This window comes from Kitasatospora sp. NPDC057223 (assembly GCF_042669755.1).
Taxonomy (GTDB): Bacteria; Actinomycetota; Actinomycetes; order Streptomycetales; family Streptomycetaceae; genus Kitasatospora.
This window is the reverse complement of the sequence record NZ_JBHUWW010000189.1, coordinates 1-12,406: the sequence shown is the minus strand read 5'-3', so window position 1 is coordinate 12,406 and position 12,406 is coordinate 1. Positions and strand designations below refer to the sequence as shown.

11 protein-coding genes and 2 tRNA genes are annotated in these 12,406 nt (G+C 71.1%); 3 read left to right on the top strand and 10 right to left on the bottom strand.

Annotation, left to right across the window (positions count from 1 at the left end; all coding sequences use genetic code 11):
• Nucleotides 1-46: 46 nt before the first annotated feature.
• From clpX to ACFUK0_RS37145, 5 genes are all read right to left on the bottom strand, one after another.
• The gene (gene clpX, locus ACFUK0_RS37165; RefSeq protein ID WP_380257917.1) at nucleotides 47-1,336 is read right to left on the bottom strand and encodes an ATP-dependent Clp protease ATP-binding subunit ClpX; all 1,290 of its coding nucleotides are present in this window, start codon (nucleotides 1,334-1,336) and stop codon (nucleotides 47-49) included.
• 291 nt (nucleotides 1,337-1,627) lie between these two features.
• Nucleotides 1,628-2,320: an ATP-dependent Clp protease proteolytic subunit gene (locus tag ACFUK0_RS37160; RefSeq protein WP_380257915.1), complete on the bottom strand. Its 693-nt coding sequence runs from the start codon at nucleotides 2,318-2,320 to the stop codon at nucleotides 1,628-1,630.
• Between the two features lie 57 nt (nucleotides 2,321-2,377).
• On the bottom strand, nucleotides 2,378-2,995 hold the full coding sequence (locus ACFUK0_RS37155) for an ATP-dependent Clp protease proteolytic subunit (protein WP_380257921.1): 618 nt from the start codon (nucleotides 2,993-2,995) through the stop codon (nucleotides 2,378-2,380).
• Between the two features lie 283 nt (nucleotides 2,996-3,278).
• Nucleotides 3,279-4,691, bottom strand: a complete 1,413-nt coding sequence (gene tig, locus ACFUK0_RS37150) for a trigger factor (protein WP_380257913.1) — start codon at nucleotides 4,689-4,691, stop codon at nucleotides 3,279-3,281.
• 543 nt (nucleotides 4,692-5,234) lie between these two features.
• Nucleotides 5,235-5,308, bottom strand: a tRNA-Pro gene (locus ACFUK0_RS37145).
• A 163-nt stretch (nucleotides 5,309-5,471) separates the two neighbouring features.
• On the opposite strand from ACFUK0_RS37145, the gene ACFUK0_RS37140 reads away from it, so the two are divergent.
• Nucleotides 5,472-5,545, top strand: a tRNA-Gly gene (locus ACFUK0_RS37140).
• Between the two features lie 76 nt (nucleotides 5,546-5,621).
• Here the strand turns inward: ACFUK0_RS37140 and ACFUK0_RS37135 are convergent.
• A complete protein-coding gene (locus tag ACFUK0_RS37135) occupies nucleotides 5,622-6,161 on the bottom strand; it encodes a hypothetical protein (protein ID WP_380257911.1) in 540 nt (179 codons plus the stop codon).
• Between the two features lie 252 nt (nucleotides 6,162-6,413).
• On the opposite strand from ACFUK0_RS37135, the gene ACFUK0_RS37130 reads away from it, so the two are divergent.
• A complete protein-coding gene (locus tag ACFUK0_RS37130) occupies nucleotides 6,414-7,202 on the top strand; it encodes a DUF6348 family protein (RefSeq protein ID WP_380257909.1) in 789 nt (262 codons plus the stop codon).
• 42 nt (nucleotides 7,203-7,244) lie between these two features.
• Here ACFUK0_RS37130 and ACFUK0_RS37125 read toward each other — a convergent pair whose 3' ends face one another.
• The 4 genes from ACFUK0_RS37125 to ACFUK0_RS37110 form a co-directional block, all read right to left on the bottom strand.
• Nucleotides 7,245-7,439, bottom strand: coding sequence for a hypothetical protein (locus ACFUK0_RS37125; protein ID WP_073927841.1), 195 nt, complete (start codon nucleotides 7,437-7,439; stop codon nucleotides 7,245-7,247).
• Between the two features lie 509 nt (nucleotides 7,440-7,948).
• Nucleotides 7,949-9,091 carry a PP2C family protein-serine/threonine phosphatase gene (locus tag ACFUK0_RS37120; RefSeq protein ID WP_380257919.1) on the bottom strand — a complete coding sequence of 381 codons (1,143 nt, stop codon included), beginning with the start codon at nucleotides 9,089-9,091 and terminating at the stop codon, nucleotides 7,949-7,951.
• 432 nt (nucleotides 9,092-9,523) lie between these two features.
• Nucleotides 9,524-10,009: a ribose-5-phosphate isomerase gene (locus tag ACFUK0_RS37115; RefSeq protein ID WP_380257907.1), complete on the bottom strand. Its 486-nt coding sequence runs from the start codon at nucleotides 10,007-10,009 to the stop codon at nucleotides 9,524-9,526.
• Nucleotides 10,010-10,062: 53 nt separating this feature from the next.
• The gene (locus ACFUK0_RS37110; protein ID WP_380257905.1) at nucleotides 10,063-10,668 is read right to left on the bottom strand and encodes a biotin transporter BioY; all 606 of its coding nucleotides are present in this window, start codon (nucleotides 10,666-10,668) and stop codon (nucleotides 10,063-10,065) included.
• Between the two features lie 286 nt (nucleotides 10,669-10,954).
• Between ACFUK0_RS37110 and ACFUK0_RS37105 the strand changes: the two genes are divergently transcribed.
• Nucleotides 10,955-12,367: an amino acid permease gene (locus ACFUK0_RS37105; RefSeq protein ID WP_380257903.1), complete on the top strand. Its 1,413-nt coding sequence runs from the start codon at nucleotides 10,955-10,957 to the stop codon at nucleotides 12,365-12,367.
• The last annotated feature ends 39 nt before the right edge of the window (nucleotides 12,368-12,406 follow it).

The window sequence follows — 12,406 nt, the reverse complement described above, 5'->3', positions numbered from 1 at the left end:
CCCCGCACACCGTACGGTGTGCGGGGCCCCTCGGCGTCCGGGCTCGTCAGGCGCTCTTGTCCCGCCGCTCCCGCTTGATCATGTCGCGCGGGACGAGCGTCGGGATGGCGTGCTTGGAGACCACGTCCCCGGTGACCACCACGCGGGCGACGTCCTGACGCGAGGGCACCTCGTACATCACGGACATCAGCACCTCCTCCATGATGGCCCGCAGGCCGCGGGCACCGGTGCCGCGCAGGATCGCCTGGTCGGCGATCGCCTCCAGCGCGTCGCGGGAGAACTCCAGCTCCACACCGTCGAGTTCGAAGAGCTTGCGGTACTGCTTGACCAGCGCGTTCTTCGGCTCCGTCAGGATCTGCAGCAGCGCCTCGCGGTCGAGGTTGTGCACGCTGGTGATCACCGGCAGGCGGCCGATGAACTCGGGGATCATCCCGAACTTCACCAGGTCCTCCGGCATCACCTGGCGGAAGTGGTCGCTGGAGTCGCTCTCCCGCTTGGAGCGGATGTTGGCACCGAAGCCGATGCCCTTGGCGCCCGCCCGGCCCTCGACGATCCGCTCCAGGCCGGCGAACGCGCCGCCCACGATGAACAGCACGTTCGTCGTGTCGATCTGGATGAACTCCTGGTGCGGGTGCTTGCGGCCGCCCTGCGGGGGCACCGAGGCGGTCGTCCCCTCCAGGATCTTCAGCAGCGCCTGCTGGACACCCTCGCCGGAGACGTCGCGGGTGATCGACGGGTTCTCGCTCTTGCGGGCGACCTTGTCGATCTCGTCGATGTAGATGATCCCGGTCTCGGCCTTCTTGACGTCGTAGTCCGCCGCCTGGATCAGCTTGAGCAGGATGTTCTCGACGTCCTCGCCGACGTACCCGGCCTCGGTGAGCGCCGTGGCGTCCGCGATCGCGAACGGCACGTTGAGCATCCGGGCCAGCGTCTGGGCGAGCAGCGTCTTGCCGGAGCCGGTCGGGCCCAGCAGCAGGATGTTGGACTTCGCCAGCTCGATGGCGTCCTCGCGGCCGCTGCCGCCGCTGCGACCGGCCTCGCCGGCCTGGACCCGCTTGTAGTGGTTGTACACGGCCACCGACAGCGACTTCTTGGCGGTGTCCTGTCCGACCACGTACTGGTCGAGGAACTCGTAGATCTCGCGAGGCTTCGGGAGCTCCTCGAAACGCACCTCGGAGGTCTCTGCGAGCTCCTCCTCGATGATCTCGTTGCAGAGGTCGATGCACTCGTCGCAGATGTACACGCCTGGCCCGGCGATGAGCTTCTTCACCTGCTTCTGCGACTTGCCGCAGAACGAGCACTTGAGCAGGTCGCCACCGTCTCCGATGCGTGCCACGAGGTGCTTCCCCTTCGCCAGGGGCCCCGCGGGGGTTCCGGGGCCTGGTGCTGTGGACCGGCAGCGCCGTCGGCGCTCGGTCTCGCTATCCGACGGTACTCTGCCGGGCCGGTGATTCCGCCGTCTTCGGCAGGTATGCCCTACGCCCTGGGCGAATTGATACCGAACAGATGCCGTCCAGGAGGCGTGGAACGTGGTGGGGCGAACCGGCCGCGGCCGGAGTGCGCCGGGGCGGGACGCACGGTGTTCCCGTCACTCGGGAGTGCGCCCCGCCCCGGACCGCCGGCGACCTCAGTCGGTCAGCGAGGTCTTGCGGGTGGAGATGATCTGGTCGATCAGCCCGTACTCCAGGGCCTCCTCGGCCGTCAGGATCTTGTCGCGCTCGATGTCGTCGCGGACCTGGTCGACCGGGCGGTTGGAGTGCTTGGAGAGCATCTGCTCCAGCTGCTCGCGCATCCGGAAGATCTCCCGGGCCTGGATCTCCAGGTCCGACACCTGGCCGCGGCCGGTCTCGGTGTACGGCTGGTGGATCAGGATCCGGGCGTTCGGCAGTGCCATCCGCTTGCCGGGGGTGCCGGCCGCCAGCAGCACGGCCGCCGCCGAGGCCGCCTGGCCCATGCAGACGGTGGTGATGTCCGGCTTCACGTACTGCATGGTGTCGTAGATCGCGGTGAGCGCCGTGAAGGAGCCGCCGGGCGAGTTGATGTACATCTGGATCTCGCGGTCCGGGTCCATCGACTCCAGGCAGAGCAGCTGCGCCATGATGTCGTTCGCCGAGACGTCGTCCACCTGCGAGCCGAGGAAGATGATGCGCTCCTCGAACAGCTTGGCGTACGGGTCGTACTCACGGACGCCCTGCGAGGTGCGCTCGACGAACCGCGGGACGATGTAGCGGCCCTCTGCCCGCGGGGCAGTGGACTCGGAACGGCCGCCGTAGTACTCGCCACTGGGCGTGTGGGGGCCGAAAGGGAAGTTGCTGGCCATAGGAGTTCCGTCCTCCGAATACGTGCGTGCCGACGTGTGTGGGTGCGGTGGGGGCGCTCAGGCGCCGGTGCCGCCGCCGCCGGGGACATCCGCGGCACTGTGCATGATCGAGTCGATGAGGCCGTACTCGAGGGCCTGCTCCGGGGTGAACCAGCGGTCGCGGTCGGAGTCCGCGGTCACACGCTCGAACGACTGGCCGCTGTGGTGCGCGATCAGCTCGGACATCCGCTTCTTGGTGCGGAGCAGCTGCTCGGCCTGGATCCGGATGTCCGTGGCGGAGCCGCCGAGGCCGGCGGAGGGCTGGTGCATCAGGATGTTGGCGTTCGGCAGCGAGAAGCGCTTGCCCTTCGCGCCGGCCGTCAGCAGGAACTGGCCCATCGACGCGGCCATGCCCATCGCGATGGTGACCACGTCGTTCTTGATGTACTGCATGGTGTCGTAGATCGCCATGCCGGCCGTGATCGAGCCGCCGGGGGAGTTGATGTAGAGGTAGATGTCCTTGTCCGGGTCAGCCGCCAGGAGCAGCAGCTGCGCGGTGATCTTGTTGGCGATGTCGTCGTCGACCTGCTGGCCGAGGAAGATGATCCGCTCGTTCAGCAGCCGGTTGTAGACCTGGTCGCCCAGGCCGCCGAGCACGTCACCAGCGGCGGCGTGCGGCGCCATCAGGCCAGGCATCTGCATCTGCGGGAACGTCACTTAGCCACCTGCTCAGTCGATTTGGACGGTCGCTCAACGGCCGTCACTTTGTCGCACAGCTTGAGATATCACTGCGTGAATGTCGCTGTCCAAGGACCCTAACGCGCAGGCCGGGCCGCAGAATCCCCCACGCAGAACTGTTCGCTCTGAGCGCAGGGTCGGCCGGGCCCGCGAAGGGACCGGTGCACCGACGACAGTGGGCCCGGACGCCGCTGTACGGACGTCCGGGCCCACTGCTGCAGCAGGTTGCCTACCGGGACTGTCAGGCCTCGGTGGCGGTCTCTTCCTCGGCGGCCGGAGCGGCCTCGACGGCCTCGGCGGCGGGGGCGTTCTCGCCCTGCTCGTCGGCCTCGTCGTCGTCGAAGTTGATCTCGTTGCCGTCGGTGTCGACGACCTTGGCGGCCTCGACGACCGTCGCCAGCGCCTTGCCACGGGCGACCTCGCCGACCAGCAGCGGCACCTGGCCACCCTGGACGACCTGCTGCGCGAACTGGTCCGGGGTCAGACCCGAGCCGGCGGCGCGGCGGATGAGGTGCTCGGTGAGCTCCTCCTGGTTAACACCCAGCTCTTCGTTGGCCACGATCTGGTCCAGCACGAACTGGGTCTTGATGCCCTTCTTGGCCTGCTCCTCGGTCTCCGCCAGGAAGTCCTCGAGGGTCTTGTCCTGGGTGGCGAGGTAGGTCGTGAGGTCCAGGCCCATCGGCTCGAGCTGGTGGTGCTCGAGGTTGTGGCGACGGGTCTCGATCTCGTCCTTGAGGAGCTTCTCCGGGTAGTCCATCTCGACCTGCGACAGCAGCTCGTCGAGGACCTTCTCCTGGGCCTGGGTGGCCTGGTCGAACTCCTTCATGCGCTCGAGGCGCTTGCGGGAGTCCTCACGCAGCTCGTCCAGGGTGTCGAACTCGCTCGCCAGCTGGGCGAACTCGTCGTCCAGCTCCGGCAGCTCCTTCTCCTGGACGGCGGTCACGGTGACGGTGACCTCGGAGGTCTTGCCCGCCTGGGTGCCGCCCTTGAGCTCGGTGCTGAAGGTGGCGGTGCCACCGGCGACCAGGCCGACGACCGCGTCGTCGATGCCGTCGATGAGCCGGCCGGAGCCGATCTCGTAGCTCACGCCCGACGCGATGCCGTCGTCCGGCACCTCGCCGTCGACCTTGGCCTCCAGGTCGACGACCACGATGTCGCCGGCGGCCGCGGCGCGCTCGACGTCCTTGACCGAGGAGAAGCGCTCGCGCAGCTGCTCCAGGGACTTGTCGATGTCCTCGTCGGACACGACGATCGGGTCGACGGTCACCGAGATCTCGGAGAAGTCGGGAAGGGTGATCTCGGGACGGACGTCGACCTCGGCGGTGAACTTGAGGTCACCGCCGTCGGCGATCTTCTCGACACCCTCGAGGTCGCTGATGTCGGGCTGGCCGAGAACGTCGATCCCGCCCTCTTCGACGGCCTGCGTGTAGAAACGCGGCAGCGCGTCGTTGACGGCCTCCTCCAGCACGGCGGCACGGCCGAAGCGCTGGTCGATGACACGGTTCGGGATCTTGCCCTTGCGGAAGCCCGGGACCGAGACCTGCTGGTTGATCTTCTTGTACGCCGCGTCGAGGCTGGGCTTGAGCTCCTCGAAGGGCACCTCGACGGTGAGTCGAACCCGGGTCGGGTTCAGAGTCTCGACGGCGCTCTTCACGGTTGGGTCTCCTATTGGGCTTGCGGTCAGGTTGTCTCCGCCGTTCCCGGCGGCCGGCATGGGCCGGTCAGGTCGGGCGAGACGGGCGATGGGCGGTTGGAGCTGCATCTCCCGTAGGGGGGTGGACGGTGAGAGTGACTCCTCGCCCTCGGGCGGCTGACCTGCGTGTACGCCACAGGCACTACCGCCAGCGGCCCATCCTACCGGTACCACGAAAGGCGGACGCCAGAGCGGCGGTGCCGGAGCCCGCCCGGAGCCGTCGCGAAGAGTCCCGGACGGCCGCCGCGACGACCTGCGCCGCACCCTCCCCCGGGGCCGCGAACAGCGCCGGATCGTCGCCGCCGCAGCGAAATCGCGCCCGGCGGACGCACCGCGCGCCCCCGCCCCGGCCGGTCCGGCCGGCACCGGAAGGCATCCTCCGACATTCCCCCAGGTTCGCCACGGGCGTACCTCGGGGGCCCGGCGCGGACGACCGACGGGACCAGGGCCACACGGGGAGCAACGCCAACAGGGCCCCGCCGTTGACGAGACCCTGCCGCACTGTCGGGGTGACCGGATTCGAACCGACGGCCTTCCGCTCCCAAAGCGGACGCGCTACCAAACTGCGCCACACCCCGTGGTGCCGAGAGGAAGCGTACACGCCGGGCCCCCACGGCCGGCCGACATATCCGAGGCCCGCCGCGGCAGAAGAAGTGTGCGCGCAGCCGACCGGACCAGGTACTGTGGAGCCGTCCTCGTGACCGGCAACGGCCGCGGGGTGCGTCATCGACACCGGCGCATGCGGGCGTAGCTCAATGGTAGAGCCCTAGTCTTCCAAACTAGTCACGCGAGTTCGATTCTCGTCGCCCGCTCCACTGACAGAGGCCCAGGTCAGGGATTCACTCCCTGACCTGGGCCTCTGTCGTTCCCGCCGTGCCCCGCTGTCCGGGGTCAGAGGCCGAGGGCGGTCGCCCGGGCGGCGGCGCGGTCGAGGAGCTGGTGGATGTCACCCTGGCGGGTGGTGGGGCGGTCGTTGTAGTCGTCCGGGGAGCTGGCGGGGCGGCCGGTCGCGTGGAGGATCTCCATCACCTGGACGCGGGCGGTGGTGACGGTGGCCGGGGTGCCGTAGCCGTGGGCGAGGACGGCGGCCTGGGCGCCGAGCAGGCAGACCCGGCCCTGTTCGTCCCACATCGCGCCCTGGAGCCAGCCGAAGGCGCCGATGTAGCGCGAGGTCAGCCGCAGGTGGCCGGCGGCGGTGACGGGGACCGGGCGGGCCGGGCGGCGGACGAGGCGGTCCAGCAGGGTGAGCCGGGGCTCGGGGTGGCCGGCGTTCCAGAGCTGCACCGTGCTGCCGTGCAGGGGGACGTGGGGGGCGGCCGCCCGCCGGACGGGTTCGGGGAGGGAGGCGAGGTAGGCCTCGATCTCGTCCGCGAGGCCCGAGCCGTCCGGGGTCAGGAGGAGCGGAGGGGGCGTCAGGGCGGTGCGGGGCATGGCGGTCACTCCTGCGCGGGCCAAGGGGACGTTCTTGCCTTCCAAAATGGTATATACAGGTGCATTTCGCCAGCGGAGGGGACTGCGGGGAGGGGACCGCACGGCCGGGGCCGCCCGGCGGCGGCCCGGTCGCGGCGGTTTCCCGGCGGGCGTGCGGGCCGATAGCCTCGCTGGGGTCCGGTGTCAGTTCGAGGCCGTTCCGTGCGTTCGACATCGACCCGGGCGTTCGGCTTCGAGGGTGAGGAGTGTTCCGTGCGTCCCCAGGAGCGACTGGACGTCATACAGCGCAGCGTGATCCGGGAGATGGCACGGTTCGGCCAGGAGTTCACCGCCGACGGCAGCGTGGTGCGGGGGCCGGGCACGACCGCCGTGGCCGTCCGCGAGCACCCCGGGCAGGAGGGTGCCGGGCACGTGGACCTCGGCTTCGTCCTGCATCTCGGGCGGGCGGACGCACCGGTGGTCTGGGACTGCGCGGCGGGTCTCGGCCAGACCGAGGAGGAGAAGCTCGCCAACGCCGTGAAGATGTGGGCGACCACCACCGCGGCGACCCTGGTCGAACTGCAGGAGGGCCGCGGCGAGCGCGGCGACCACTACCGGCCCGGCGAGCTGCCCGGCTGGCACGCCGTGCAGGGCCCGGCGGCGGTCTTCGGCTTCGGCAACGAGCTGCTCGCCCACTGGCTGGCCGAGCACCAGCTGCTGCCCGTACTGGCCGCCGCGCTGCTGCCGGAGCTGACCGGCCCGCAGGTCAACGGCGTCAAGCTGTTCCTGGGCGGCAAGGCCGGCGACGACGTGGCCGAGGTGCGGGTCAACGGCGAGGTTTCCGGGCCCGCCTCGGCGGCCCTGCGCGCGCTGGACTGGCCACGCGGCGAACGGCTCTGCTGGGCCCGTCTGTTCATCCTGCTGACGGCCGAGGGCGGGCAGCCCGCAGGGGCGCCGGGCCGCTCGGCGGCACCGGCGGTCGCGGCCGGAACCGGGACCGGGCGGGTGCGTCCGGGCGGGTTGTTCGGACGCTGGCGGCAGGCCCGGCGCGCCGGCCAGTAACCCTGTCCGGGCCCGTCCCGCCCGCCGGGGCCTGCCGGTCGGTCAGCTGGCCACGCCGGAGATGGTCTTCGCCAGCTGGCTCAGGAAGTCCTGGATCGGTTTGGCGGCTGTGCTCTGGTTGAGCATGAAGCCGAAGAGCGCGGCCAGGATCGCGTGACCGATCTTCAACTGCTTGTTGCGGATGAAGATGATGCAGATGACGCCGAACAGGACCAGCGCGGAGACGGAGAGTGCCACCCGGACTCACTTCCTCGTTTCATTGCGGAGCTTCGGCCCGAAGCTCCTGCGAAGCCGGACCCCGGCCTGTCCGACGGTCCCGAGGCGGAAGTCGGCCGATCGCATCGCAGCCGGTGTTCTGTGCGGCCGTACGGTGCGTACCGCACCGCACCTGACGCCCCCGATCCCCCCAGTCCCCGAGTCACGACCTGTCCCGCCCGGACTCAGTGTGGTCGACCGTGCGGGTTGCGTAAAGGTGTTACCGGAAGCAGGCGCCCGAGATCCTGCGATGTGAGACGAATTTCCGCCGACCGAGACGATAGCCGAACCGTCCTGACGGTTCGTCGGCGGGGCGCTGCCGCCACGGCCCCGGGCTCGGGGCCACCGGGCCCACCGGGCGGGGGCGAAAGGGGTACGCACACGTACGGAGGGGGCGCGCGAAGGCAGTTGAGCGCCCTCGGGCGCGCGCCAGGAATGGCCGAAGATCAGCTCCCCGGGCCGGCCGGGGTTGACAGCGGCACATGCCCCGGTCAGTCGCGCCAGAGCAGCAGCACCGCGCGGTCGTCGTTGATGTCCTTGGCGACCGTCTCGATCAGCCGGGCCGCCGCACCGTGGTAGCTCGCGGGGCCGGCCCCCGGCACCAGCCGGTCCGCCTCCCCCATCAGCCGGTCCATGCCCTCGGAGAGGTCCCGGCCGGGCGCCTCCACCATGCCGTCGGTGCACAGCATCAGCACGTCACCGCGGTTCAGCCGCCCCCGGACCGCCTCGAACTTCGCACCGTCGTAGATCCCGAGCAGCGGGCCCTCGGTGGCCTCCTTGACCTCCCACCGGCCCGCACCGGAGAGCCGCTGCATCCCCGGCAGGTGGCCGGCCGAGAGCAGCTCGTACTCCCCCGTGTCCAGGTCGAGCACCAGGTGGACGGCGGTGGCGAAGCCCTCCTCCCAGGACTGCCGCAGCAGGTAACCGTTGGCGGCGGGCAGGAACTCGTGCGCGGGCAGCGAGCCGAGCAGGCCGCCGAAGGCACCGGAGAGCAGCAGGGCGCGGGAGCCCGCGTCCATGCCCTTGCCGGACACGTCCGCCAGCACCACCTCCAGGACGCGCTGCGCGGAGCCCGTCCGGGAGGCGACCACGAAGTCGCCGGAGAAGGACTGGCCGCCCGCGGGGCGCAGGGCCATGTCGGCGTGCCAGCCGGCCGGCAGCTCGGGCACCCTGCTCTGCACCCGCAGCCGCTCCCGCAGGTCGAAGAGCATCGTGGAGCCGCCCCACCAGGGCACGCCGACCCGGCTGCGGAACTGCGCCAGCATCAGGCCCGCCACCCCGGCGGCGCCGATGACGAGGGCCGCGCCGGGGGTGACGCCGTAGGTGTAGGCGTCCGGGTTCTCGCTGGCGACCCGCTGGCCGGTGTGGATCACCGACTCGGCGGAGAGGCCGAAGGCGGCGAGCGCGTACAGCACGACCAGGCTGCCGGGGCGCAGCAGCAGCGCGGCGGCGAGGATCGGCAGGACGAGGGCGGTGGGCGGGGCCCAGGACGGGATCCAGATGTTCAGCAGGATCAGGACCGGGACGAGCAGGGCCAGCACGGTCAGCACGGGCCAGTCGGCGGGGCCGCCGCGGAAGTAGTCGACGCCGGCGGTGCGGAGTTTGCGGCGGAGCCTGCGCTGCCATTTGCGCAGCCGGGCCCCGACGGGGTCCTTGGCCACCTGGGCGGCGTCGGGCCTCGTCGCAGTCGTCTGGGGCGGTGCGCCCGGAGGTCTGCCAGCCATGGGGTCCGACCATATCCACCGGCACCGGCCGCCGTCGACGGGGTGCACCGGCTCCGCGTGGTGACCCGGGTCCGCCCCAACGGGTTTCGGCCGAGTACGGGCCCTGCCGGCCGCTGCCCCAACAGGCTTGGACGGGTGGGTGTACGGAGCAGGAGCACGGCGGCGCCGGGCCGCGCGCGCACGGAGCCGCGCGCCCCAGCAGACCTCTGCCACTGTGGCGCACGCCACAAACCCGCACGCACGCCCGAACGTTCGCGGCCGGCCGCTGTACGAGCGGCCGGCCGGTCGTCCGCGTCTCGGCGGTGCGGGGCGGTGGGAGGTGATCGAGGTGGTGAAGGGGGCTCAGCCCTGCGGGTGGTGGGCCGGGACGGGGGGCAGCTCGCCCGTGGTCTCGTAGTCGCTGAGCATCTCGATCCGGCGGGTGTGCCGCTCGGCGTCGCTGTACGGGGTGCTGAGGAACACCTCGACGAACCTGACGGCCTCCTCCTCGGTGTGCATCCGGCCGCCGATGCTGATCACGTTGGCGTTGTTGTGCTCGCGGCCGAGCGACGCGGTCTGCTCGCTCCAGGCCAGCGCGGCGCGAACGCCCTTCACCTTGTTGGCGGCGATCGCCTCGCCGTTGCCCGATCCACCGATCACGATGCCCAGCCCCTCGGGGTCGGCGGCGGTGCGCTCGGCGGCGCGCAGGCAGAACGGCGGGTAGTCGTCCTCGGCGTCGTAGATGAGCGGCCCGCAGTCGACCGGCTCGTGGCCGGCCTCCTTCAGCCACTGGACGAGGTGGTTCTTGAGGTCGAATCCGGCATGGTCGGAACCCAGGTACACGCGCATGCGTATGAGTGTGGCATGCGCGTGCACCGGGCTCCGGCAGGGGCTCGGCGAGGCTAGTTGCCGCGCCTGCCGAGGAGCTTCCAGGCGAGCGGGAGGGCGCCCATCGCCAGCACGGCCTTGAGCCCGTCGCCCACCAGGTACGGGTAGAGCCCGAGTTCGGCGGCGCGGCCGAGGGAGACGTTCAGCGAGGCGGCCAGGTACGGGACGCCGACCGCGTAGATCGCGAGGGTGCCGGCGACCATCGCGCCGGCGGTGCGCAGCGGGCTGCGGTCGGCCCCGCGCCGGGCGAGCGCGCCGACCAGGCCCGCGGCGAGGACGAAGCCGATGACGTAGCCGAGCGAGGGCATCGCCCAGCCGGAGGTGCCCTGGGCGAACCACGGCAGGCCGGCCATGCCGGCGAGCAGGTAGAGCCCGAGCGAGGCGATGCCGCGGCGGGTGCCGAGCGCGGTGCCGACGAGCAGGGCGGCGAAGGTCTGGCCGGTGACGGGGACGGGCGAGCCGGGAACGTTCACCGACAGCTGGGCGGCGAGGCCGGTGAGGGCGGCGCCGCCGGCCACCAGGACGAGGTCGCGCGTCTGGGCGGCGAGGCGGCCGGAGGCCGCGGGCAGCAGGTCGGCAAGGACGGTGCCGGACGGTATCGGGGTACTGGCAGTGGCCATCGAGGGATCTCCGCGCGCTGGAAGGCTTGGGTTAACCCTTGTGAACCTACGCGCTCCGGAGCTGCGGAACCGTCAGGGATTCCGACAAAGGCCAGGTGGCAGCCGTTGTCGGAACCGTACCGGCCGGGCGGTTCGAGCAGGGGGTCGCACACGGTCCGGCCGCGGACACCACGTGTCATGATCCGGTCCGGATCGTGAGCCCCGGCCCGGCTTTCTTGGCATGCCCAGGGCTGTCACCGGATATTGGACGACTTACCCCGCTGTCCGAACAGTCTGGACCACCCTCATGGCCCACCTCCCCGCACCGCCCGTCGCCGAGCAGACGCCGGCCCACCCCTCGCCCGCCGACGGGCAGCAGCTCTCGCACGGCCTCAAGCAGCGCCACCTCTCGATGATCGCGCTCGGCGGCGTCATCGGCGCCGGCCTCTTCGTCGGCTCGGGCGCGGGCATCGCGGCGGCGGGGCCGGCCATCATCCTCGCCTTCGCCGCGTCCGGACTGCTGGTCATGCTGATCATGCGGATGCTCGGCGAGATGTCGGCGGCGCGGCCGGCCTCCGGCTCCTTCTCGGTGCACGCCGAGAGCGAACTGGGCCCGTGGGCCGGGGTCACCACCGGCTGGATGTACTGGGTGATGCTCTGCTGCGGCGTCGCGGCCGAGGCCACCGCCGCCGGAAAGATCATGAACGGCTGGATCCCCGGGGTCTCGGCCTGGGTCTGGGTCGGCGTCTTCATGGTGTTCTTCTGTGCCAGCAACCTGACGGCCGTGAAGAACTTCGGCGAGTTCGAGTTCTGGTTCGCCGCCGTCAAGGTGAGCGCGATCGTCGCCTTCCTCGTCCTCGGCACCCTCGGCGTCACCGGCGTGCTCGGCGACGGCGCCCCGGGCACCACCAACCTGACCGGCCAGGACGGCTTCCTGCCGAACGGCACCAGCGGGCTGATCGTCGGCCTGCTCGCCTCGGTGTTCGCCTACGGCGGCCTGGAGACCGTCACCATCGCCGCCGCCGAGTCCGAGGACCCGAGGCGCAACGTGGCCAACGCGGTGCGCACCGCGGTCTGGCGGATCGCCGTCTTCTACATCGGCTCGATGGCCCTGGTCGTCACGCTGGTCTCCTGGAAGGACCCGGCGATCGTCGCGGACGGCCCCTACGTGACGGTGCTCCAGCACCTCGGGGTGCCCGGCGCGGGCACCATCATGGAGGCCGTGGTGCTGATCGCGCTGCTCTCCGCGATGAACGCCAACATCTACGGCTCCTCGCGGATGGCGTACTCACTGGTCGCCCGCGGGCAGGGCCCGCGCGCGCTGGCGAAGGTCAGCGGCGGGGTGCCGCGGCTCGCCGTGGCCGCCTCCTGCGGGTTCGGCTTCGCCGCCGTACTGGCCGGCGTGCTCTGGCCGGACACCGTCTTCACCTGGCTGATGAACACCACCGGCGTGGCCATCCTGGTGGTCTGGTTCTTCATCTGCGTCGTCCAGCTGCGGATGCGCCGCCGGCTGGAGCGGGAGGCCCCGGAGCTGCTCACCGTCCGGATGTGGGGCTTCCCCTACCTGACCTGGGCCGCGCTGCTCGCGGTGCTCGGCATCCTCGCGCTGATGACCACCACCGAGGGCAACCGCCGGCAGCTGTACGCGGCCGGCGTGCTGGTCGGGCTGCTCTCGCTGGCCGGCTACCTGAAGCAGCGCCGCGCCGCCGCACCGCGCTGAGCCCGCGAACGGGCCGGGCCCGGGCGGATTCCTGAGGAA

Bases quoted from the DNA above. Each gene is read 5' to 3' on its own strand.
- ACFUK0_RS37160 (WP_380257915.1), bottom strand. From the start codon at position 2,320: ATGGCCAGCAACTTCCCTTTCGGCCCCCACACGCCCAGTGGCGAGTAC.
- ACFUK0_RS37155 (WP_380257921.1), bottom strand. From the start codon at position 2,995: ATGCCTGGCCTGATGGCGCCGCACGCCGCCGCTGGTGACGTGCTCGGC.
- ACFUK0_RS37135 (WP_380257911.1), bottom strand. From the start codon at position 6,161: ATGCCCCGCACCGCCCTGACGCCCCCTCCGCTCCTCCTGACCCCGGAC.
- ACFUK0_RS37115 (WP_380257907.1), bottom strand. From the start codon at position 10,009: ATGCGCGTGTACCTGGGTTCCGACCATGCCGGATTCGACCTCAAGAAC.
- ACFUK0_RS37110 (WP_380257905.1), bottom strand. From the start codon at position 10,668: ATGGCCACTGCCAGTACCCCGATACCGTCCGGCACCGTCCTTGCCGAC.
- ACFUK0_RS37105 (WP_380257903.1), top strand. From the start codon at position 10,955: ATGGCCCACCTCCCCGCACCGCCCGTCGCCGAGCAGACGCCGGCCCAC.